The sequence below is a fragment of the Georgenia sp. SYP-B2076 genome, assembly GCF_003991205.1.
Lineage (GTDB): Bacteria > Actinomycetota > Actinomycetes > Actinomycetales > Actinomycetaceae > Georgenia.
This window is the reverse complement of the sequence record NZ_RXOZ01000036.1, coordinates 193,276-215,691: the sequence shown is the minus strand read 5'-3', so window position 1 is coordinate 215,691 and position 22,416 is coordinate 193,276. Positions and strand designations below refer to the sequence as shown.

Genomic DNA, 22,416 nt, shown 5'->3' with positions numbered 1-22,416 from the left:
GACCGCGAGGAGCGCCCGGACATCGACGCCGTTTCGGGCGCGCCGGCCGAGCCCGACCGGGGCTGACCGGCCGCCGGCCGCACGGCGCGGGCGCCGCACGGCGCGGGCACGCCCCCGTCGTCCGCTCCGCCGTCAGACCAGCGGGCGCACCAGGCGCCAGTACCCCTGCAGCACCTTCTGGAGCGGCTGCGCCGCCGCCGGCAGGTCCATCGCGACGGGGTCGAAGGTGTCCGAGAGCAGCGGCGTCAGCTCCCGGTCGGGCACGGTGCGCTCCGCCTGCACGAACGCCCGGCGACGGCGGATCCAGCCCGGGTGGCGCAGCACCCAGCCCCACGAGCGCAGCTTCTGCCTCGCCCAGCCCTGCGAGGCCGCCACCGCGAGGAGCGCGACCTCGAAGGCGAGCAGCGGCGGGGCCAGCAGCAGCAGCGTCTTGACCTCGTGGCAGGTGAGCAGGAAGAGCAGCCGGTTGCGCTCGACCAGGTACATCTTGAGCGGCGAGCGGCCGAACTCGTAGTGGTGGCGCACCCGCGCGGCGGCCAGGACCTCGACCCGCAGGCCCTGCTGCCAGCACCGCCAGGAGAGCTCCAGGTCCTCGAGGTAGGCGAAGAACTCGTCGGGGAAGCCGCGCAGGTGGGTCCAGACCGAGCGGCGCATCACCAGGGTGGCGCCGCTCGCGGAGGCGACGTCGGCCCGGTCGGGGACGAGGGCGGCGTCCTCGTCCATGCGCCCGGCCCAGCTCAGGCCGAGCACGTGCAGGGGGTTGCCGGCGGAGTTGACCTTGTCGGGCCGGTCGGCGAGGAGGACGAGGGCCCCGGCGATGCCGACGGACTCGTCGGCGGCGCGCTCGACGAGCAGGCGCAGGCAGTCGGGCTCGACCTCCGCGTCGGAGTTCACCATCGCGATGAACGGGGCGCGGCTCTCCCGCGCGCCGAGGTTGACCCCGCCGGCGAAGCCGAGGTTCTTCTCGGGGCGCACGACCCGCACCCCGGGGCGTCCCGTCACGTCGGCGACCGCCGACGTCGTGCACCCGTTGTCGACGAGGACGATCTCCAGCGACACCCCGGTCGAGGCGAGCACGGCGTCGACGGCGGCGCCGAGCCACTCCTCCTCGCCGTAGGCGAGCATGATCACGCTGAGCTGAAGGGTCATCGTTCCTCCGAGGAGTGGCGGCGGGGCGCGCCCGCCCAGCCGCGCATGGTGCGGCGGAGGGCGGCGGCGAAGAAGAGCAGCGCGGCGGCGGAGCCCGTGCACAGGGCGACGGCGACGGTGGTGGTCGTGGCCAGCGGCAGGAAGAGGGTCGCCACGGTGACGGCGATCCCGAGCCCCCAGCCCCACGCGACGAGGGCGTCGACCTGGTGCGCGAGGAGGCCCTGCACGAGGAGCTGGGCGCCCATGAACAGACCGCCGGACAGCGCGATGAGGGTGATGTCGAGGCGGGAGATGTCGAACTCGGGCCCGTAGACCAGCTGCATCGCCCAGCGGCCCAGGACCGCCACGCCGAGCACGCCCGCGCCGCCGAGGGCCGCCGTCGCCAGGGCGCCGGCACGCACGGAGCGGCGGAAGTCCTCGACGCGGCCGGTGGTCACGTGCGCGGCGAGCGAGGGCAGGTAGACGGCCTGCACGGCGGCGAAGAGGAACAGCGGGATCCGGGCGATGGTCACGGCCGCGACGAACTGGCCGGTGGTCGCCTGCTCCGCGGCCGAGGAGATGGCCGCGATCGCCAGCGGCCCGGCGTTGGCGAGGAGTTGACCGCTCACCGAGGTGACGACGAGCGGGGCGAGGGGCTGGCCGGCGGTGCCGGCGGGTGCGCCGCCGTCGGCCGCGGCGGCGGTGCCGGGGGTGCGCTCGGCGGTTCCGGCACCCGCCGAGGCCGCCGCGCCCTGGCCCCGGCCGAGGAGCTCGCGCAGCGGGATGGTGGTGAGCGTCGCGATGAGGGGGCTGGCCACCAGGACGGCGCCGTAGAGCACGGGCGAGGCGGCCGGCGCGAGGAAGACGAGCGCGCTCAGCACGATCCGGGCTCCGCCGTCTACGGCGAGCTGGGTGCTGTACCGGCGGAAGCGGCCGGTGCCCGCGAGGATGCCGCGCGCGTAGTACTCCAGCGCCTGCGCGGCCAGCGCGAGGACGAGGACGACGACGAGTCCGCGGGAGCCGCCGAGGAACGTGTCCGAGATCGGGACGATGCCCACCAGGGCCACGACGGCGAGGGCGAGCACCGCGCCGACGGCGTAGCGGGTCACGCGCGGCAGCGGCGGGCGCCGGAGAGCCCCCCGCGCGCGGGCGGCCGAGATCTGCCGCCCGACCTCCTGCTCGAGGGGCATGAACAGGCCGATGCCGACGGCGTTGAGGATCGTCCAGGCCACCGAGACGGGTGCGGCGAGGGCGGGGCCGAGGTCGCGCCCGGACAGGCCGAGGAAGACGAAGCTGGACAGCCCGAAGATCATGAGGCCGACGGCCACCTTCAGGGCATTGCTGGAGCCGGATGGGGCCTTGGCCTCCGGGTGGTTCACGGGCTGGTCGGGCACGAGGTCGGGATCGGTGGCACTCACGCGTCGTGGTCGAGCAGCCCGAGCAGGTAGGCGCCGTAGCCGGACTTGCGCAGGGGCTCGGCCCGCTCGCGCAGCTCGTCGTCGGTGAGGAACCCCTGGCGCCACGCGACCTCTTCAGGGCAGCCGATTTTCAGGCCCTGCCGCGCCTCGACGGTGCGCACGAACGCGGTGGCGTCGGCGAGGGAGTCGAACGTACCGGTGTCGAGCCACGCGGTGCCGCGGGGCAGGACCTCCACCTGCAGACGGCCCTGCTCGAGGTAGGCGCGGTTGACGTCGGTGATCTCGTACTCCCCGCGGGCCGAGGGCTCGAGGCTCTTGGCGATCTCCACCACGTCATTGTCGTAGAAGTACAGGCCCGGCACGGCGTACGAGCTCCGCGGCTGGGCCGGCTTCTCCTCGAGGGAGACCGCCGTGAAGCTCTCGTCGAACTCGACGACGCCGTACGCCGTCGGGTCGGCGACGTGGTAGGCGAACACCGCCCCGCCGTCGATGTGGCTGAAGCGCCCGAGCGTGGTGCCCATGCCGGGGCCGTAGAAGATGTTGTCCCCGAGCACCAGGGCCGCGGCGTCGTCGCCCACGAAGTCCGCCCCGAGGACGAAGGCCTGGGCCAGGCCGTTGGGCACCTCCTGGACCGTGTAGGAGATGCTGATGCCGAACTGCGAGCCGTCGCCTAGGAGGCGGTGGAACGAGGGGGCGTCGTGCGGGGTGGTGATCACCAGCACGTCGCGGATGCCGGCCAGCATGAGCGTGCTCAGCGGGTAGTAGACCATCGGCTTGTCGTACACGGGCACGAGCTGCTTGCTCACGCCCTGCGTGATCGGGTGCAGCCGCGTGCCGGACCCGCCGGCCAAAATGATTCCGCGCATCCACACAGTCTGGCGCATCTTCAACGTTACGGTTGGGCCCTGGACCAAACGGGAGGTGCGCGTGCACAGGTTGACGGGCGTGGGGCGTGACTACGCATGGGGATCGAGCCGCGCGATCCCGGACCTCATGGGCACTCCCGCGACCGGCCGGCCCGTGGCGGAGCTGTGGTTCGGGGCACACCCGGCGGGCGCCGCGCGGCTGGCGGCGGACGGGTCCGGCGAGGGCGACGAGGTCGGCGAGGGCGCGGACGGCGCCGCGGCGGCCCGGGAGGACTTGACCGCTCACGCGACGAGGGGCGGTGTGCGCGAGGACTTGACCGCTCACGCGACGAGGGGCGGTGTGCGCGAGGACTTGACCGCTCACGCTCGCGGGGCGGGGGGCGCGGCCGGCGGGTCCGCCGTCGGGCTCGCCGAGCACGACCAACCGCCCACCGCCGCGGACCTGCGCGCGCTCATCGCGGCGGACGCGGTGGGCACGCTCGGCGAGGACGTGGTCTCCCGCTTCGGCGCCCACCTGCCCTACCTCCTCAAGCTCATCGCCCCGGAGCGCCCGCTCTCCCTGCAGGTGCACCCGAGCCTGGAGCGCGCGCGGGAGCAGTTCGCCGCCGAGGAGGCCGCCGGGACGCCGCGCGACGCGCCGCACCGCAACTACCGCGACCCCAACCACAAGCCCGAGCTCGTCTACGCCCTCACCACGTTCGAGGCGATGTGCGGGTTCCGGGCGCCGCGCCGCGCGGCCGAGCTCTTCGTCGACCTGGACGTGCCGCTCGCCCGGGAGCTGCACCGCATCCTGCGCTCGGACACGTCGGCGGAGGGCGTGCGGCAGGCGTTCACGACGCTCCTCGCCCCGGCGACCCGCCCGCCGGCCGCGCAGGTGCAGGCCGTCGCCGCCGCCTGCGCCGCCCGGCTGGCCGCCGGCTCGCCGTCCCCGCGCGCGGACGGGACCGTGGTCATGCTCGCCGAGGCCTACCCGGGCGACCCCGGGGTCGTGGCCTCGCTGCTGCTCAACCCCGTGACCCTGCAGCCCGGCGAGGCGCTCTTCATCCCCGCGGGTGGCGTGCACGCCTACCTCTCGGGCGTGGGCGTGGAGATCATGGCCTCCTCGGACAACGTGCTGCGCGCCGGGCTGACGACCAAGCACATCGACGTGGCGGAGATGCTCGAGTGCGTCGACTACGTCGCGGCGCCGCCCATCCGTCCCGCGCCAGAGGTCTTCCACGGGGCCACGCGGGTGTTCTACGCGCCGGTCGACGACTTCGAGCTCTCCATCACCGACCTCGCCGACCTGCCCGACGGCCCCCGGCACCCGCTGCCCGGCCGCGGCCCGCGCATCCTGCTGTGCCTGGACGGCACCGCGGACGTGGCCACCGCCGAGGAGCGCGTCCGGCTCGAGCGCGGGCAGGCCGTCTTCGTCCGCGCCGACGAGGGGCGCGTGTTCGTCCACGGCACCGGAACCCTCGTCCAGGCCGACGTGCCGTAACAGATCGACGATTACCGTCCGTTTTCCTACTACTGTCGTGGTGTGACCGATCATCGGGCAGCGCGCTGGTGGCCCTCCTCTGGGCGGGTCGCGCGACGGCGCTTCATCACCTCCTGCGCCGTGCTCGCGACCGGGCTGCTGATGGCGGTGGGGCCCGCCGGGCCCGCGGCGGGGTCGGCGTCGGCGTCGGCCGAGCTGCCCGCGCCGGCGAGCATCGAGGGTGCCGCGGACACCGAGGGTGCCGCGGACACCGAGGGTGCCGCGGGCACCGCGGGCGCCCTCATGAGCCCCGCCGGTGGCTCGGAGGGCCGGGTGCCCGGCGCGGTGAGCCCGGACCCGGCGCTGACCGAATCCCCGGCACCGAGCGCTGACCCGGCGTCGGGCGGTGACGTCGTGCAGAGCCCTGGTCCGGCGTCGGGCGGCGACGTCGTGCCGAGCCCTGCTCCGGCGTCGGGCGGCGACGTCATGCCGAGCCCTGCTCCGGCGTCGGGCGCTGCCTCGCCCGGGGCCGCCCTGCCCGACGCCACCCCGCCAGCGGCCACCGCGCCCCCCGGCGCAGAGCCGGACCCGAAGGTGAGCGGGCTGATCGTCGCCTACGAGCCGGGCGTCCGGGCGACCGAGGCCAACGGGGCGGTGACCGGCTCGGCGAAGGTGCCGGACGTCGAGCTCGAGCCGGGGGTGTCGCTCGGCCGCGGGCTGCGCACGGTGGAGCTGGCCGAGCCGGTCGCTCTCGGGCGGGCGGAGCAGGTCGCCGCCCAGCTGGCCCGCTCGCCGCTGGTGGCCTGGGCCGAGCCGGACTACGTCGTCACCCTGCCGGAGGACCGCGGCGCCGCCGCCGAGGACGCGCGGCCGCTCTCGCCCGCCGGCACCGTCGGCCTCCAGGCGATCCAGAGCGTGCCGCCGTGGGGCCTGGACCGCATCGACCAGCGGCGCGGCCTCGACGGGCAGTACCGCTACGACACCACCGGCGCCGGCGTCACCGCGTACATCGTGGACACGGGGGTCCGGCCCACCCACGTCGACCTCGCCGGCCGCGTCGTCGGCGGGTTCTCCGCGATCACCGACGGCCGTGGCACCGCCGACTGCGGCGGCCACGGCACCCACATCGCCGGGACCGTCGGGGGCACGACCTACGGCGTCGCCAAGGCCGTCACGCTCGTCCCGGTGCGCGTGCTCGGCTGCGGCGGCGAGGGCACCACCTCCGGGCTCATCGCCGGCCTGAACTGGGTGCTGGCGCACCACCGCGCCGGCGCTCCCGCGGTGGTCAACATCAGCATCATGAGCGAGGCGAGCGCGGCCGTCGACGCCGCCGTGGGCGCCCTCATCGCCGACGGGATCACGGTCGTGGTCGCCTCCGGCAACGACGGCGTCCCGGCGTGCGACGTGAGCCCGGCCCGGGTGCCGGCGGCGATCACGGTCAGCGCGTCCACGCGCGCCGACGCCCCGGCGTCGTTCTCCGACTACGGCGCGTGCGCGGACGTGTACGCCCCCGGCGTGGGCATCGTCTCGGCGTTCGGCGACTCGGACACGGCGCTCGCGGTGGGGGACGGGACGTCGATGGCGGCGCCCCACGTGGCCGGGGCCGTGGCCCGGCTCCTCGACGCGGACCCCGCCCTCACCCCGGCCCAGGTGGCGGGCGCGATCGGCGGCTCGGCCACGACCATCGACTTCCGGCCCGCGGACCCCAGTGACCCGAAGAAGCTGCTGTACACCGCCTCGGCCGCAGGCTCACCCACGCCGGCCGCACCGGACGCGCCGGCCGCACCCGGCGCGCCGGCCGCGCGCGCCGCGCCCGGCGTCCCGGCGGCGCCCGACGCGCCGGGCGTCCCGGCGGCACCGGCGCCGGCGGACACCGGGTTCTTCCTCAACAACAACTTCTCGGGCACCGCCGACGTCCACTTCGCCTACGGCAACGCGGACGACGAGGTCGTCGTCGGCGACTGGGACGGTGACGGCACCGACACCGTGGGGGTGCGGCGCGGGGCGACCTTCTTCCTCCGCAACTCCGCCGGCGGCGGCGTCGCGGACGTCGTCGTCACCTACGGCGACCCGGGGGACGTCGTCCTCGTGGGGGACTGGGACGGTGACGGCGCGGACACGTTCGCGGTGCGCCGCGGCAACCAGTTCCACGTGCGGGACTCGATGACGCCGGGCGTCGCGGACGTCGTCGTCACCTACGGCGACTGGGGTGACGACGTGCTGGTGGGGGACTGGGACGGTGACGGCGCGGACACGTTCGCGGTGCGCCGCGGCAACCAGTTCCACGTGCGGGACTCGATGACGTCCGGCGTCGCGGACGTCGTCGTCACCTACGGCGACTGGGGTGACGACGTGCTGGTGGGGGACTGGGACGGGGGCGGCACGGACACGTTCGCCGTCCGGCGGGGCCACGTGTTCCACCTCCGCAACTCGATGACGTCGGGCGTGGCCGACCTCGTGTTCGGCTACGGGAACCCGGGCGACGAGGTGCTGGTCGGCGACTGGGACGGCGACGGCACGCAGACGCTGGGCGTGCGCCGGCGGTAGCCGGGGCCACGCGCCGACGGCCCAGCTCCGGGCGGCTACCGCCGGCCACGCCGCGGTTGGCTGCCACCACGGGCGGCCGCCGGCGCGAGGTCACCGGTCGTCGTCGAGGTCCTCGTCCCCGTCCACGTCCTCCGCGTCGTCCACGTCGACCTCCACGGCCTCATCGAGGTCGACGTCCTCGGTGAGCACGAGGTCGGGATCGGCGGCGTGGGAGAGCTCGTGGGCCGCGGTCACGAGCGGGCCCCACAGGTCCTCCCCGCCCCGCACACGCTTCGTCTCCTCGTCGATCTCCTCGATGTCCTCGGCCTCGGGGTGGTCGAAGTCGAGCGGGACGACCAGGCGGATCGTCGCCGGTCCGTCGAACCCGTCGACGACGACGTCGAGACCGGTGACCGGGTCGGTGAGGGTCTCGTCGATGATGTCGTCGAACGCCTCGTGCATGTCGCTGTTGAGCATCTCGAGATCAGACATGTACGTCCCCCTTCGCGTTGGCCGGCCGTGGCACCGGCCCGGATCATAGCCTCGCCCACGCGGAAGCCGATCGTCCACCGGCGTCCGCGGGCAATTCTGCCGCCATGTCCGGCGCCGCCGGGGCACTTTCGGACACGTCCGGCACGGGGTTCGGGGACACGGTTTGAGCGGGCTCGGGGGGCTTTCGTTTCTCTCCGGGCGGGATCGGCCTGGGTCTAGCGTCCCGATCTGTAGCGCTGGTGGCCTTTCGGCGGTGCTGGCGGCACGACGACGTGACCCCAGCCGCGACGGCAAGGGAGTGACCGTGACTGACACTCGTGGACGTATCCCCACTTCGCCGCACTCAGCCGGTCGGTGGCGGCGCCGGACCGGAGGGGCTTCCCTGGCCGCCGGCACCCTGCTCGCCGCTCTCGCCGTCGCCGCGCCGGCTCCGGCCGCCCAAGCCCCCGCGGCCCCGGGAGGCGCCCCGGCCGCCCAGGCGCCGGCCGCCCAGGCCCCGGCCGCCGCGGGCGGCGCGCAGGTCGCGGGGCTGATCGTCGCCTACGCGCCCGGCGTCGGCCCGACCGAGGGCCCGGGCGTGGTCACGGGCTCGGCCTTCGTCCAGGACCTCCAGCTCCAGATCGGCCAGGCGATCGGCCTGGGCCTGCGGACGGTGGGGCTCGACGCGCCGATGAGCGCCGAGGCGGCCGAGGCCGTCGCGGCCCAGCTGGAGACCTCACCGTCGGTGCTGTGGGCGGAGCCCGACTACGCCGTCTCCCTGCCGGACGACCTCGGCCCGATGGCGGCGGGCGGCGCCGCGGTCACCGGGGGGCCGCCGGCGGCCGCGCCGGGCGTGGCCTCCGTCCAGGCCGCGGCCCCCTGGGGCCTGGACCGCATCGACCAGCGCAGCGGTCTGAGCACGACGTACGAGTACGACACCACCGGGGACGGCGTCACGGCGTACGTCATCGACACCGGCATCCGCGCCACCCACACCGAGTTCGTGGGCCGCGTGGGCACCGGCTTCTCGGTGGTCACGGACGGCGGCGGCACCAACGACTGCCACGGCCACGGCACCCACGTCGCCGGCACGCTCGGCGGCACCACCTACGGCGTCGCCAAGCAGGTCGAGATCGTGCCGGTGAGGGTCCTGGACTGCAACGGCGCGGGCACGAACGCCGGCGTGATCAGCGGCATCGACTGGGTCGTGAGCAACCACGACGCCGGCACGCCGGCGGTGGCCAACATGAGCATGGGCGGCCCCGCGAGCGACGCCGTCGACGCCGCCGTCCGCACGATGATCGACGACAACATCACGGTCGTCGTGGCGTCGGGCAACGGCGGCACGTCGGCGTGCCAGACCACCCCGGCGCGGACGGCGGAGGCCATCACCGTCAACGCGTCGACGAACGCGGACGCGATCGCGAGCTTCTCCAACAGAGGGTCGTGCACCGACGTGTACGCGCCCGGCGCCGCCGTCCTGTCCGCCTGGGCGACCTCCGACACCGCCAGCCTCGAGGGCAGCGGGACGTCCATGGCGTCCCCGCACGTGGCCGGTGCGGCGGCCAGGATCCTCGAGCGGAACCCGCGCTTCACGCCCGCGCAGGTGTGGACCGCGCTGAGCGCCGCGACGACGGCCGTCGACTTCGTTCCCTCGGACGCGGCGGACCCGAAGAAGCTGCTCTACGCGGCGCCGACGGCGGGGGCCCCCGCCCCGCCCGCGGTCCCCGACGGCGGTGCCACCGGCTTCTTCCTCAACAACAGGTTCACGGGCGCCGCCGACCTCCGCTTCGACTACGGCAACCCCGGCGACCAGGCCCTCATGGGCGACTGGAACGGGGACCGGTCGGACACCCCGGGCGTGCGGCGCGGCGCGACGTTCTACCTGCGCAACTCCAACAGCACGGGGGCGGCGGACGTCGTCGTCGGGTACGGCAACCCCGGTGACGAGGTGCTGGTGGGGGACTGGGACGGCAACCGCACGGACACGTTGGCGGTCCGCCGCGGGAACGTCTTCTACCTGCGCAACGCGCTGACCTCCGGGGTCGCGGACGTGGTGCTGGGCTACGGCAACCCGGGCGACGTGGTCCTGGTGGGGGACTGGGACGGCAACGGCACCGACACGTTGGCGGTCCGCCGTGGGAACCAGTTCTTCCTGCGCAACTCGCTGACGTCGGGGGTTGCGGACGTGGTACTGGGCTACGGCAATCCCGGCGACGAGGTGCTGGTGGGGGACTGGGACGGCAACGGCACGGACACGCTCGCGGTGCGCCGCGGGAACCAGTTCTATCTCCGCAACCTCCTGACGTCGGGGGCCGCGGACCAGGTGCTCGCCTACGGGAACCCCGGCGACGAGGCCCTCACCGGGGACTGGGACGGCAACGGCACGGAGACGCTGGGCGTGCGGCGGTAGGTCTGGCGCGGCGGGCGGCCGGCGAGGGTCCGGCGCGGCCGGCGAAGGTCCGGCGCGGCGGGCGGCCGCCGGCCGCCCGCTGTCGAGCACCCGCGGGCGGCAGCTACCAGCGCAGCTCGACGCGCTCCTCCTCGGCGATCCGCTCGAGCGCATCCGCGGGGGTACCGGGCTCGGCCAGCACGAGGGAGCCGCGCGCCTGCCACACCGCCAGCGCCTGCTCCAGGAGCTTCTCCATGGAGGTGGGGGAGACGAGGACCCGGATCTCCGTGACGTCGTCGTTGTCCTCGACCTCCTGCTCGCCGAGCTCCCCGCTGCCCGCGGACCACGACGCGAGCTCGCCGAAGGTGGCCTCGAGCTCGTCGCTGGTCAGGGCGAGGTCGTCGTCCTCGGGCTCGCTGACGTAGCCGAGGCGGTCCCCGTAGGTCATGAGCTCGGCGGCGGCGTCGACGACGCCGGAAGGCAGGTCCGCGCCGTCCCAGCGCATGGCGAGGGCGGGCAGGGCGACGGCGAGGACCAGGTCGGCCGCGCCGGCGCCGGGCGCCTGGTCCGGGTGCGTCGTGACGACCACGGCGACGTCGTCCTCGACGTCCTCCGCGCCCGGCAGCACCAGCTGGGCCCCGGTGGTCCAGGCCCCGAGCGCCCAGACCAGTGCCCGCCAGTGCACGGGCAGGTCGAGGACCACCTTGGTGCCGGGCTCGGCGTCGGCCTCCTCCACGAGCAGGTTGGCCGCCTTGGTGACCCAGTTGGCCAGGACGCGCCCGGAAAGCTCGGTGCGCTCGCCCCCGACGCCGTACCAGGTCAGGCGGGGGCTGGAGGCGCCGGAACTGAGAAAGGTGTCCAGCAGCTGACCGGGGAGCGTCGCGGGAAAAGTCATGCGCTCGAGCCTATTGGCTGCCCGAGCGACCTTTGGCCGGATGGGGCGTCCGGAGCCCGGCGCGCGGGGTCGAGAGATGCCGGCAGGGGCAGAGTGCGTGGCGACCGGGGCTGCTACACCCGGCTGGCGCCCTGTCCGCGCGAGCGGCGTACCCGGCCCGCGCGCCCGGTGGCCCTGTCCCGCACGAGCAGCGCCCCTGGCGCAGCCGAGTTAGGCGCAAATGCCGGGACGGGGCGTCTGATAAGGGTTCGCAGGCTGCCCTCCTTCGCCATACTGGGCGAAGGCGCTTCAAAAAGGACGCCTCTCCCGTCGCACGTTGACGAGTTTCAGAGCGTCACGGTCCGGACGGCAACGTTGCGAAACCATAACGACACGCCGCACGACACGCCGCAGTGGTGCCCTGGGCCACAATTTCGGCCGGTCTATAGCACTTCCGGGCTTGACTGCCGGGGATGACACGCGTGTAATTCGGTACTAGAGAAATCATGAGGAAGAGGGGGAAACGCCGTGTGGAACATTCTCGGTGAGGGTCCGCTGGTCTCGGGCACGGCCGCCGCCGAGCATGTCGTCGACTCGGACGTCCTGCACCTGCTCCACGCGGTGGACGACGAGGACGAGGGCGTCCTCGGCTGGCAGGAGCGCGCCCTGTGCGCGCAGACGGACCCGGAGGCGTTCTTCCCCGAGAAGGGCGGCTCCACCCGCGAGGCCAAGCGCGTGTGCACCTCCTGCGAGGTACGTTCCGCGTGCCTGGAGTATGCGCTGGCCAACGACGAGCGCTTCGGTATCTGGGGCGGCCTGTCCGAGCGCGAGCGTCGCAAGCTCAAGCGCCGCGCGGTCTGAGGCGCCCGCCCTATGGCGGCACAATTGCCTGTGGCTTCTCCCCTCCCGGTTCATCCCGCACGACCCTCCACGCTCGCCGTGGTGGTCAGCGCCGGCGTCTCCGCCTACCTGCCCCGCACCCTCGCCGGGATCGCGGGGCAGACCCATGCGCCCGACGTCGTCCTCGTGGTCGACGTGGGGGCGCCCGGGCGTGACCTCGGCACCGGCATCCCCGTCCAGGAGGCCGTGACCGACGCGGGCCTGGAGGAGGTCGCCCGCGTGCGGGTGGTGCGGGCGCCCGAGGCGGGCACGTTCGGTGAGGCCGTCCGCCAGGGCCTGGTCGAGTACGCGGCGCTGATCGAGCGCGCGGCCCGCCGGGCGGCGAAGCGGCCGGGCGGCGTCCTGACGGGGTCGCACGGCGGCTCGCTCTTCGGGGCCGGTGCCACCGGTGCGTCGTGGGCCGGGCTGACCGGCGAGCTCTCGCCCATCACCTCCGGGGAGATGCGCGCCGTGGGGGCCCACGGCACGGAGCCGGACCGCCAGGCGCGGCCCGAGTGGCTCTGGCTGCTCCACGACGACTCCGCGCCCGCGCCCGAGGCGCTCGACCGGCTGCTGCACGCCGCCGAGTCCGGCCGATCGGTGGCCATCGCGGGCGCCAAGCAGCGCGATTGGTCCGAGCCCGACCGGCTCCTCGAGGTCGGCCTGCGCACGACCCGCAGCGGGCGCCGCGTGGCGGACATCGAGCCCGGCGAGATCGACCAGGGGCAGCACGATCACCGCGAGGACGTCCTCGCCGTCGGCACCGCGGGCGCCCTGGTGCGCCTGGACGTGTGGACCGAGCTCGGCGGCACCGACCCCGTCCTCGGGCCCTTCGGCGACGGCCTCGACCTCTCCCGCCGCGCGCGCCTGGCCGGGCACCGCGTCGTCGTGGTCCCCACCGCCGTCGTCTTCCACGCCCGGGCCTCCCTCCTGGGCCAGCGCGGCGGCGGGGTGGTCCGCGGCGCGTCCCTCGCACCCGAGGGTCCCGACCCGCGCCGGTCGTTCCCGGCCCGGCGTCGCGCGCAGCTGCACAACGCCCTCGTGGCCGTCCCCGGCGCGCTCATGCCGCTGCTGGTCGTGGCGTTCCTCGTGCTCGCGCCGGTGCGCGCCCTGTCGCGCGTGGCCACCAAGGAGATTGGTCTCGCGGCCGCGGAGCTGACCAGCGTCCTGGCGGTCCTCGGCCGCCCGCGCGCCCTGTGGTCCGCGCGCCGCCGCTCGCGCCAGGCCCGGCGGATCCCCGCCCGCTCCCTCCGGCCGTTGCAGGCCACGTCGGGCGAGATTCGGCGCGCCAAGCGCGACGTCCGCCGCCAGGCCGCCGCCGCGCGCCGCGCCGCCCAGGCGCCTAGCGAGCTCGAGATCGCCGAGCGCGCCGCGCTGGCCCACCGGCGCCGGGTGACCCTGTCGCTGCTGGCCCTCCTCCTTGTCGTCGTCTCGCTGGCGACCTACCTGCCCGTCGTCCTCAGCGGCGCCCTGACCGGTGGGGCGCTGCTGCCCGCCGACGCCACCCTCGCCGACGTGTGGCGCGCCGCCCGCTCCGGCTGGGTCACCGGCGGCGCCGGCAACCCCGGCCCCGCGGACCCGATGATGCAGGTCCTCGCCGTGGCCATGGTGCTGGTCGCACCGTTCGGTGCGACCGCGAACCCCCTGATATCGGCGCTCGTGGTCCTCGCCATCCCGCTCGCCGGGGTCGGCGCCTGGTTCGCGGCCGGCGCGGCGACCCGCTCCGTCGGCCTCCGGGCCTGGGCGGCGCTCGTGTGGGCGCTCGCGCCGGCCCTGCTGCTCGGGACCGGGCAGGGGCGCCTCGGCGCCGTCGTCGCGCACGTGATGCTGCCGTGGGTGGCCCTGGGGATCGCTCGGGCGGTCGGCGTGGACCGGCGCGACATCATCCTGCCCGGGCTCGCCGGCGCGAAGCGCACCGCGCTCGCCCGGAGCCGGGAGCGCGTGGCCGCGCAGGCGGCGGAGCGGGCGCAGGCGGCAGGGGCCGCGGAGGGTGCAGGGGCCGCGCAGACGGCAGGGGCACAGGCCGCGGGGGCACCGGCGGCAGCGGCCGCGCAGGGCGGCGTTGCCCCGCAGGGCGTCGCCACATCGGGAGCGGTAGCCGTCCCCACGCGCGGCGCCGCGCACGGTGCCTCCGCCGTCGGCGATGCCGACGCTCCCGAGCACGAAGCCTCCACGGCCGGCCACGCCGACCTTTCCCGCACCGACCACACCCGCAGCCACGCCGGCTCCATCGCCGCCGCCGCGGGCGCCGGCCTCGCCCTGGCCGTCGCGGCCGCCGGCGCGCCGGTCCTGCTGCCGGCTTCGGTCGTGCTGGTCCTGCTCCTCGCCGTCGCGGTGCCGCGCCGCCGACTCCTCGTCCTCGCCGTCCCGCTCCCCGCGCTGGCGCTGCTGGGCCCGCTGCTCGTCGAGACCCTGCGCGACGTCGGCGCGGGCAGCTGGCGCCTGCTGCTGGCCGACCCCGGGGTCGCCTATGCCTCCGCACCCGGCGCCCCCTGGCTCGCGGTGCTCGGCTGGCCGGCCCGGCCGCCCGCATTCCCCGGCCTCGACGCCAGCGCCGGCGGCTGGCTCGGCTGGGCCGCGCAGCACGGCATGCTCGCCGGCGGCGCCACCCTTGTGCTCGCGGCCCTCGCCGCGATGCTCCGCGGGACCCGCCGTGGGCGCGCCGTCCGCGTCGGCTGGGTGGTCGCCGTCGTCGGGATCGTCGCGGCCCTGGCCGGTGCACGGACCGACGTGGCCGTGGGCACCGGGCTCGCCGCGGCGACCGAGATGGTGCGCGGGTGGGCCGGCCCCGGCGTCAGCCTCGCGGTGCTCGGCCTGCTCGTCGCGGCGGTCAGCGGCGGCGACGGGCTGCGCGGGGCCCTCGGGACCCGCAGCTTCGGCTGGCGCCAGGTCGGCGCCGCGGCGCTCAGCGTGGCGGCGTTCGCGGGCCCGCTCGTCACGGCCGCCGGCTGGCTGGTGGCCGTGCGCCCCGGGTACCACGCGCCCACCGAGCTCCTCAGCGTCCACGCCCGCGCCGCCGAGGCCGTGCCCGCCGTGGCCGCCGAGATGCAAGCCTCCGGCCTGCGCTCGCGCGTGCTCGCGCTCAAGCCCGTCGGCGACACCGTCCGTGCCGAGGTCTGGCGCGGCCCCGGCGCCCAGCTGACCGGGACGTCCGCCGCCGTGGCGGCCCGCGAGCTGGTCGGCGCCCCCACGGCACGCCCGGCCGGCGAGGCGGCCGCCGCGGGCTCCGCAAGCGCTGCGGGCTCCGCGGGCGCCGCAGACGCCGCGGACGCCGAGCTCGCCCAGGCGGTCGCCGGCCTGGCCGTCGGTGCGGCGCAGGACCCCGCCGCCGTCCTCGGCGAGCACGCCGTCGGCATCGTCGTGGTGCCGCCGGAGGCCACCTACGTGCTGGCCGGCGCCGAGCCCACGACGGCCGCGCGCACCGAGCTGATCTCCCGGCTCGACTCCACCGCCGGCCTCGAGCGGATCACCGAGAACGAGTCCGGCGTCATCTGGCGCGTCGCCCGGGGCGAGGGGGAGGACACAGCGAGCTCCGTGGCCCGTGCCCGCGTGGTCGACGCGGAAGGCGCCTGGGTGCAGGACGTCGCCGCCGGCGTCGTGGAGATCGAGACGGTGCTGCCGAGCGGACCCGAGGGCCGCGCGCTGGTCCTCGCCGAGCGGGCGGACGCCGGCTGGCACGCCTGGTACGACGGCCGGCCGCTGCGCGCCACGACCGACGGGTGGCACCAGAGCTTCGAGCTGCCGGCCCACACCGGGACGTTGACCGTGAAGTACGAGCCACCCCTGGGTGCGGCGTGGGCGTGGGCGCAGGGGATCGTCCTCGGGCTGACCCTGCTGCTGGCCCTGCCAGTCCGACGTCGCCGGGAGGTGCACTGATGCGCGAGAACGAACACGATCCCGAGAACCGTACGGATGCTTCGGAGGTTGAGCGCGCCGACGGCGGCCCGGCCGGCGACGGCGACGCACCGGTCGGCGGTGGCTCGGCGGCTGACCTGGCCACCGAGCCCGTCCAGGGCAGAGCGCATGCCGTCGCGGAGCCGGCGCAGGGCGGTGCCCATGCGTCCACCGAGCCGGCGCAGGGGGGTGCCCATGCGTCCACCGAGCCGGCGCAGGGCGGTGCCCACGCGTCCACCGAGCCGGCGCAGGGCGGTGCCCATGCGTCCACCGAGCCGGCGTCCGGCGATGCCGGGGTCTCCGACGCGGCCGCCGAGCCCGCGCACGAGCACACCGCCTCGGTCCCCGACGTGGCCGCGGACATGGGCGCCCACGCGGGTACGCCGACCAACGAGCCGGAGCCGGAGCCTGCCGAGTCCGGCGCCCGCTCGGTAACGTCGACCAACGAGCCGGGGTATGCCGAGGCTGCCGTCGTGACCGAGCAGGCGGAGCCCGAGCCGGCTCACCAGCCCGCCGCGCCGCCCGCCGCGGCGCCCACCCGGCGCCGGGCGGGGCGCCGACACACAGGCGTGCCCGCCGAGATCCCGCACGAGCCCTCGCCCGACGAGCCCGACGACGAGCCGGACGAGCGCGCCGAGCCCGTCGCCCCGCGCCTCGCGCGCGGGCGGACCGTGCTGCGGCGCGTCGGGGCGACCACCTCCGCGCTGGTCGTGCTCGCCGCCGCCGCGGGCGCCGTCGTCGCCGGGCAGTACTTCGCGCCGCCCGAGGCGACCGCGGTCCCGGCCACCCGCGTCGACGTCCCGGCCGGGCCGGTCTCCGCCGTCTGTGCCGCTCCGCCGGCGCTGACCGCCGGCGCGGGCATGTCCGTGGGACCCGAGGTCGACCCGGCCGCGGTCACGCCCGCGACCCGCACCCAGCTGCTCACCCTGCCCCGCGCCGGCGGCAGCCCGGCCGAGGCCACCTACACCCCGCTCGGCGGCGGCGCGCCGCAGGCGCTCGACCGCGCGGGCCAGGTGCGCGCCGCGCTCACCGACCCGGCCGGCGTCGGCGTCCTCACCGCCCAGCCGGTCGACGGCGTCACCGCCCTCATGGCCGGGGCCACCGTCGCACGGACCGACGCGGGCGACCTGCGCGGTCTCACCGCGGCCGCGTGCCAGGCGCCGGCGTCCACGACGTGGCTGGTCGGCGGCGGGACGGAGCCCGGTCAGAGCGCACAGCTGCAGCTCACGAACCCCGGGCAGACCCCGGCCACAGTCGACGTCACCCTGTGGACCTCGCTCGGGCTGGTCGACGCGCCGCGGCTCAGCGACATCGTCGTCGCGCCGCGCAGCAGTACGGCGGTGCTGCTCGAGGGCGCCACGACCGGGGACCCCCGCCTCGCCCTGCGCGTCGAGGCCTCCGGTGGCGAGGTCACCGCCGCCGTGCAGGACCTTCAGCTGAATGGCGTGGTGCCCGCGGGCATCGACGCCGTCACACCCACCCGCGCCCCGGCGCTCCATCTCGCGGTGCCCGGCGTGGTGCTGGGGGAGTCCGGCGTGGACGACGCCGTGACGTCGGCCGTGCGGCTGGTCAACCCGGGGGAGTCCACGGCGACCGCGTCGGTGCGGCTCCTCGGCGCCGACGGGGAGCAGGCCCTGCCCGGCGCGGAGTCGGTCGCGCTCGACCCCGGCGCGGTGATGGACCTCTCGCTCACCGGCGTCGCGCCCGGCGTCTACGCCGTCGAGATCACCGCGGACAATCCGGTCACGGGCGCCGTCGTGCTCGCCCGCACGGGGCAGGCCGGCGCCCTCGACCCGGACGTCGCGCCGGTCGACCGGGCGTGGACCGCCGCGGCCGAGCCCGTGCGCACCGGGACGTTGATGGTGCCCGGGCTGGGGCAGCTGGTCAGCGCCGCGACCGTCGCGCTGACGAACCCCGCTGCGGACGCCACGACGGTGGAGCTGGTGCCGGTCACCGCGCGCGGAGCCGCGGGCGAGGCTGTCCAGATGCGAGTCCCGGCGCGGAGCACGGTCTCCACCGCCGTCGCCCAGCTCGGGCAGGACGTCATCGCCGTGCAGGTCAGCGCCGAGGACGGGGCGGGCGGCTCGACCGGCTCGGCCCCGGCCGCCTCGGCGGCTGGCGTGGTGGCGGCTGTGGTGCTCACCGCCCAGGCGGCCGATGGCGAGCTCATCTCAGTGCTGCCACTCACGACCGATCCGCACGACGCCCGGTCCGTCCGCGTGGATGTGCGGTAGCGATCAGTACGCATTTGGGCCTCAACGCGATCTCGGATGGGTCCGCGGGGTGTGCGGGAGCCATCGCGCCCGGATCGCGCCACAAACGCCGCTCATGGGGGCACATTTGGCGCCGATTTCGCCTCAGCAGCCACTCCGGCATCGCTTTGCGGCGCGATCCGGGCGACGCCCGGTTCGTCCGTGCGGTTGTGCGGTGACGAACCACAGAGATGTCGCCATAACGCGACTTCAGCGGGTTCGCGGGGACGCACGGCATCGATCCGGGCAGTTCCAAGCCGCAAGGCGACCTCGGGTGGGTCCGCTGGGGGTGTGCAGGAGCGATGGCGCGCGGATCGCGCCACAAACGCCGCTCATGGGGGCACATTTGGCGTCGATTTCGCCTCAGCAGCCACTCCGGCACCGCTTTGCGGCGCGATCCGCGCGGGGCCGGACGGACGAGGACCCCGGGCGGCGGACTGAGGGAGGCCGGAGCCAGGGAAGGAGCTGAGAGCGAGCGCCGGATCACCCGCGAGCGCTTGCCCAATACCGCCGAGACACCTTGCACACCCCTACGTCGCCTGGGCTGGCACACCCCTACGTCGCCTGGGCTGGCACACCCCTACGTCGCCTGGCCTGGCACACCCCTACGCCGCCTGTTCGCCCCGCACCCGGGCGAGCACGTCGCGCGCGGCGCGCACCTGGTCGTCGTTCGGAGCCAGGCGGGCCCCGCGGTAGACGCGCAGCTCCACGTCGGCCCCGCGCCGGCGCAGCACGTCGGCGGTCTCCTCGGCGCGCGAGAGGGGGACCCATGGGTCCTCGCGGGAGAGCCCGAGGAAGACGGGCCGCCCGTCCCAGCGGCTGGTCACGGGTGCCGCCGTCCCGTCCGGCCCGAGGTAGCCGCCGCCGAGGAGGACGGCACCGCCGAAAGCCACCCTGGAGGTGACGATGTGGTGCGCCAGGAGGCACGCGCCCTGCGAGAAGCCCAGCAGCACGGTGCGCGCCGGCGCGAAACCCGAGCGCATGATGTGCGTGAGGGTGGCGAGGACGGCTTCGAGCGACTCGTCGAGCTCGGGCTGGTTGACCTCGAACGGCTCGGTGACCCTCTCGGGGAACCAGTGCCCGCCGGGCGCCTGCGGCGCGAAGTAGGCGGCCCCCGGGTCGGCCACCCGCGCAGCGAGGTCGCGCATGTGGCTGGCGTCCTGGCCGGGCCCGTGGACCGCGAGCACAGCGGTGGTGGCGAAGTTCAGCGACGCGCCCCACCGTTCGATGACCGGCTGCGACGGGTCCATCATGGTCGCCTCCCGGGCGGTGTGGCTGTGCACCGATCGCTCGGTGTGACGGAGGGGCTTCTCGGCCTTCCATCCGATCGGACGAAGATTACCCCTGATTAGGACGAGCGCGGAGCGAAAAAAGTCCTCGGTGCCGGTCCGGTCCGGTCAGGCTCGCCGGGTCCGGGCGGCCTCACTCCTCGCCCGGATACTCCGGGTCGATCTCCTCCGGGGCCCGGCCCAGCATGCCCGCGACCTCCTCGACCAGCACGACGCGCACGAGCAGCTCGATCTCCTCCGGGTCCTCGCACCGGGCGAGCACCGGCCGGCGGTAGACGACGATCCGGTGGGTGAGCCCGGACGCGGAGTCGGCGGGGAAGTACCGGCCGAGCGCGACCGTACGGTGCTCCCACGGCGCCGGGTCCGAGGGCGGGACCTCCTCCACGGCGAACTCCACCCCGTCGAGCTGCTTCGCCCACCGCCGCTCGAGGCGGCGCACGGAGCGCAGCACGACGTCGTCGAACTTGTCGCCGCGCGTCTTCCAGCCCGGCAGGTTCGGCGGCAGAAGTGGGCCGCGCAGGCCCCGGCCGTGCCGGTCGCGGCGGCGCGCCGGGCGGCGCACGGGCATCGCGGACGACGGCGTCCCTGGGTCAGTCACGCCCACGAGGCTAGTCGACCGTCGGGCACCCGCAGCCGGGGCGGGACGGCGCGCTGCAGTGAGTCGCGCGTCTCACGGCGCGGAAGCGCGGGTCCGTGCCCACCAGGCGGTAGCCTGAACCGCTGTGAGAGCAGTCCGCCAGTGCAGCAGGTCAGCCTGCTCCCGAGCCGCCGTGGCGACCCTCACCTATGTCTACGGTGACTCCACCGCCGTGCTCGGCCCGTTGTCCACCTCGGCCGAGCCCCACGCGTACGACCTGTGCGAGGTCCACGCCGAGCGCCTGACCGTCCCGCGCGGGTGGGACGTGGTCCGCCTCGCCACCGACTTCGTGCCGGCGAGCCCCTCCGACGACGACCTCGTCGCCCTGGCGGACGCCGTGCGCGAGGCCTCCCGGACGAAGCCGCAGCGGTCCACGCCGGCCATGCGCCCCGGGTCGGCCGCGCCCGTCACCCACCGCCTGCCCGAGTCCGGCGTCGACGGCGAGATCGGGCGCCGCGGGCACCTGCGGGTGCTCCGGGGCGACGGCGAGTAGATCGCAGACCCGCCTGTCTGGACACGGCCGGGATCGCGCCCGCGCGTAGGCTGGCGGCAGACCCCCAGACCTCAGGAGCCACCGGCATGAGCGAACCCTCCCGCACCAGCACCCCGATCCTCTCGATCGACCCGTGGGTGCGCCAGATCCTCCGGTGCCCCGTCACCGGCGCCCCGCTCGTCGACGGCGTCGGCCCGGACGGCGAGCCCGAGCTCGTCTCGACCAGCGAGGTCAACGCCCTCGCCTACCCCGTGCGCGACGGCGTCCCGATCCTGCTGGAGTCCGAGGCGCGGCACGTCGACAAGGTCGTCGAGGGCGACTGACCCGGCGGGCGCCCCGCGGTGCGCCGCCCGGCGGGCGCTGCCACCCGCCGGCCGCCCGGCGGGCGTTGCGCCCCGCCGGCCGCCCGGCGGGGCGCGTCTCACCGATGCCCACTAACCTGTGACGCGGACCTGACGGTTCGTCACATCGAGCACGGGGAGAGCGCATGTCGGCCAGCGGCGGGACCAAGGCGATCATCGCCGCACTGACGGCGAACATCGGGATCGCGGTGGCGAAGTTCGTCGCCTACCTGCTGACGGGCTCGAGCTCCATGCTGGCCGAGTCGATCCACTCCGTCGCCGACTCCGGCAACCAGGTGCTGCTGCTCGTGGGCGGCAAGCGGGCGGCGCGCAAGGCCTCGAGCGTCCACCAGTTCGGGTACGGCCGCTCCCGCTACGTGTACGCCTTCATCGTGTCGATCGTGCTGTTCAGCCTCGGCGGGTGCTTCGCGTTGTACGAGGCATGGCACAAGTTCGCCGAGCCGCACCCGATCGACTCATGGCAGTGGGTGCCCGTGGTGGTGCTGGTCCTCGCGATCGTCCTGGAAAGCCGCTCCTTCATGGTGGCGATCAAGGAGGCCAACGCCGTGCGCGGGAGCCACTCGCTCATGGAGTACGTGCGGGCCTCACGTGCCCCGGAGATCCCCGTCATCCTGCTCGAGGACTTCGGCGCGCTCGTCGGCCTGGTCTTCGGCCTCTTCGGCGTCGGCATGACGCTGGCCACCCACGACGGGCGCTGGGACGCCGTCGGCTCCGCGGCCATCGGCATCCTGCTCGTGGTCATCGCCATCTTCCTCGCGCGCGAGATGGCGTCGATGCTGCTGGGGGAGTCGGCGCTGCCCGCGCACCACGACGCCATCGAGAAGGCCCTGCGGGGCGAGGGCGTGGACGAGGTCATCCACATGCGCACGCTGCACCTGGGCCCCGACGACGTCCTGGTCGCGGCCAAGGTTGCCGTCTCCGCGAACGACTCGGCCGAGCAGATCGCCCGGGCGATCGACGCCGCCGAGGTGCGCGTGCGCGCGGCCGTGCCGCTGCACCTGCAGATCTACATCGAGCCGGATCTCCTACGCGCCGACGGTGCACCCCGGGCGCGCACGGACAGCGCGACGCACTGAGCACGGGGCCGCGCTGAGCACCCGCCCGCGCTGACCGCACGGCCGCACTGAGCACCCGCCCGCGCTGACCGCACGGCTGCGCTGAGCACCCGCCCGCGCTGACCGCACGGCTGCGCTGAGCACCCGCCCGCGCTGACCGCACGGCTGCGCTGAGCACCCGCCCGCGCTGACCGCACGGCTGCGCTGAGCACCCGCCCGCGCTGACCGCACGGCCGCGCTGAGCACCCGCCCGCGCTGACCGCACGGCCGCGCTGAGCACCCGCCCGCGCTGACCGCACGGCCGCGCTGAGCACCCGCCCGCGCTGAATGCCGCGCGCCCCACCGGCCCGCCCGTGCGCGCCACCGAGCGCCCGGAACACGACGACCGCCAGTCCTCGCCCGCACCTGCACACGCCCCTCG

General features: G+C 75.5%; 16 protein-coding genes. 9 read left to right on the top strand and 7 right to left on the bottom strand.

The window, feature by feature from the left end; genetic code table 11:
• Nucleotides 1-132: 132 nt before the first annotated feature.
• The 3 genes from EJK16_RS18355 to rfbA are packed head-to-tail and all read right to left on the bottom strand — an operon-like array spanning nucleotide 133 to nucleotide 3,412.
• Nucleotides 133-1,149, bottom strand: a complete 1,017-nt coding sequence (locus EJK16_RS18355) for a glycosyltransferase family 2 protein (RefSeq protein WP_127131961.1) — start codon at nucleotides 1,147-1,149, stop codon at nucleotides 133-135.
• The gene (locus EJK16_RS18350; RefSeq protein WP_127131959.1) at nucleotides 1,146-2,546 is read right to left on the bottom strand and encodes a lipopolysaccharide biosynthesis protein; all 1,401 of its coding nucleotides are present in this window, start codon (nucleotides 2,544-2,546) and stop codon (nucleotides 1,146-1,148) included. The genes EJK16_RS18355 and EJK16_RS18350 overlap by 4 nt, the downstream gene beginning before the upstream one ends.
• Nucleotides 2,543-3,412: a glucose-1-phosphate thymidylyltransferase RfbA gene (gene rfbA, locus EJK16_RS18345; protein WP_127131957.1), complete on the bottom strand. Its 870-nt coding sequence runs from the start codon at nucleotides 3,410-3,412 to the stop codon at nucleotides 2,543-2,545. Before rfbA ends, EJK16_RS18350 begins: the two co-directional genes overlap by 4 nt.
• Before the next feature lie 61 nt (nucleotides 3,413-3,473).
• On the opposite strand from rfbA, the gene manA reads away from it, so the two are divergent.
• Together manA and EJK16_RS18335 are read left to right on the top strand one after the other, a co-directional pair.
• The gene (manA, locus tag EJK16_RS18340) at nucleotides 3,474-4,892 is read left to right on the top strand and encodes a mannose-6-phosphate isomerase, class I (RefSeq protein ID WP_240646158.1); all 1,419 of its coding nucleotides are present in this window, start codon (nucleotides 3,474-3,476) and stop codon (nucleotides 4,890-4,892) included.
• Between the two features lie 42 nt (nucleotides 4,893-4,934).
• The gene (locus EJK16_RS18335) at nucleotides 4,935-7,418 is read left to right on the top strand and encodes a S8 family serine peptidase (protein WP_127131955.1); all 2,484 of its coding nucleotides are present in this window, start codon (nucleotides 4,935-4,937) and stop codon (nucleotides 7,416-7,418) included.
• Nucleotides 7,419-7,508: 90 nt separating this feature from the next.
• On the opposite strand, the gene EJK16_RS18330 is transcribed toward EJK16_RS18335, so the two are convergent.
• A complete protein-coding gene (locus tag EJK16_RS18330; RefSeq protein ID WP_127131953.1) occupies nucleotides 7,509-7,889 on the bottom strand; it encodes a hypothetical protein in 381 nt (126 codons plus the stop codon).
• Between the two features lie 304 nt (nucleotides 7,890-8,193).
• Between EJK16_RS18330 and EJK16_RS18325 the strand changes: the two genes are divergently transcribed.
• Complete coding sequence (locus EJK16_RS18325) at nucleotides 8,194-10,281, top strand: S8 family peptidase (protein WP_205739839.1); 2,088 nt, start codon at nucleotides 8,194-8,196, stop codon at nucleotides 10,279-10,281.
• 103 nt (nucleotides 10,282-10,384) lie between these two features.
• On the opposite strand, the gene EJK16_RS18320 is transcribed toward EJK16_RS18325, so the two are convergent.
• Complete coding sequence (locus EJK16_RS18320; protein ID WP_127131951.1) at nucleotides 10,385-11,155, bottom strand: TIGR03089 family protein; 771 nt, start codon at nucleotides 11,153-11,155, stop codon at nucleotides 10,385-10,387.
• A 582-nt stretch (nucleotides 11,156-11,737) separates the two neighbouring features.
• Between EJK16_RS18320 and EJK16_RS18315 the strand changes: the two genes are divergently transcribed.
• From EJK16_RS18315 to EJK16_RS18305, 3 genes are read left to right on the top strand one after another with little or no spacing between them, the layout of a single operon-like run.
• Nucleotides 11,738-11,995, top strand: a complete 258-nt coding sequence (locus EJK16_RS18315; protein WP_205739844.1) for a WhiB family transcriptional regulator — start codon at nucleotides 11,738-11,740, stop codon at nucleotides 11,993-11,995.
• Between the two features lie 30 nt (nucleotides 11,996-12,025).
• Nucleotides 12,026-15,889, top strand: a complete 3,864-nt coding sequence (locus EJK16_RS18310; protein WP_127131949.1) for a glycosyltransferase — start codon at nucleotides 12,026-12,028, stop codon at nucleotides 15,887-15,889.
• The gene (locus EJK16_RS18305) at nucleotides 15,889-18,141 is read left to right on the top strand and encodes a DUF5719 family protein (protein WP_127131947.1); all 2,253 of its coding nucleotides are present in this window, start codon (nucleotides 15,889-15,891) and stop codon (nucleotides 18,139-18,141) included. Before EJK16_RS18310 ends, EJK16_RS18305 begins: the two co-directional genes overlap by 1 nt.
• 623 nt (nucleotides 18,142-18,764) lie before the next feature.
• Here EJK16_RS18305 and EJK16_RS18300 read toward each other — a convergent pair.
• Both EJK16_RS18300 and EJK16_RS18295 read right to left on the bottom strand, forming a co-directional pair.
• Complete coding sequence (locus EJK16_RS18300; RefSeq protein ID WP_127131945.1) at nucleotides 18,765-19,442, bottom strand: alpha/beta hydrolase; 678 nt, start codon at nucleotides 19,440-19,442, stop codon at nucleotides 18,765-18,767.
• A gap of 139 nt (nucleotides 19,443-19,581) precedes the next feature.
• Nucleotides 19,582-20,046 (bottom strand): metallopeptidase family protein, encoded by a 465-nt coding sequence (locus EJK16_RS18295; protein WP_240646157.1) that lies wholly within the window; start codon nucleotides 20,044-20,046, stop codon nucleotides 19,582-19,584.
• Between the two features lie 124 nt (nucleotides 20,047-20,170).
• Between EJK16_RS18295 and EJK16_RS18290 the strand changes: the two genes are divergently transcribed.
• From EJK16_RS18290 to EJK16_RS18280, 3 genes are all read left to right on the top strand, one after another.
• On the top strand, nucleotides 20,171-20,578 hold the full coding sequence (locus tag EJK16_RS18290; protein WP_127131943.1) for a DUF3499 domain-containing protein: 408 nt from the start codon (nucleotides 20,171-20,173) through the stop codon (nucleotides 20,576-20,578).
• Nucleotides 20,579-20,664: 86 nt separating this feature from the next.
• Nucleotides 20,665-20,901, top strand: a complete 237-nt coding sequence (locus tag EJK16_RS18285) for a Trm112 family protein (protein ID WP_127131941.1) — start codon at nucleotides 20,665-20,667, stop codon at nucleotides 20,899-20,901.
• A 164-nt stretch (nucleotides 20,902-21,065) separates the two neighbouring features.
• A complete protein-coding gene (locus EJK16_RS18280) occupies nucleotides 21,066-22,016 on the top strand; it encodes a cation diffusion facilitator family transporter (RefSeq protein WP_127131939.1) in 951 nt (316 codons plus the stop codon).
• The last annotated feature ends 400 nt before the right edge of the window (nucleotides 22,017-22,416 follow it).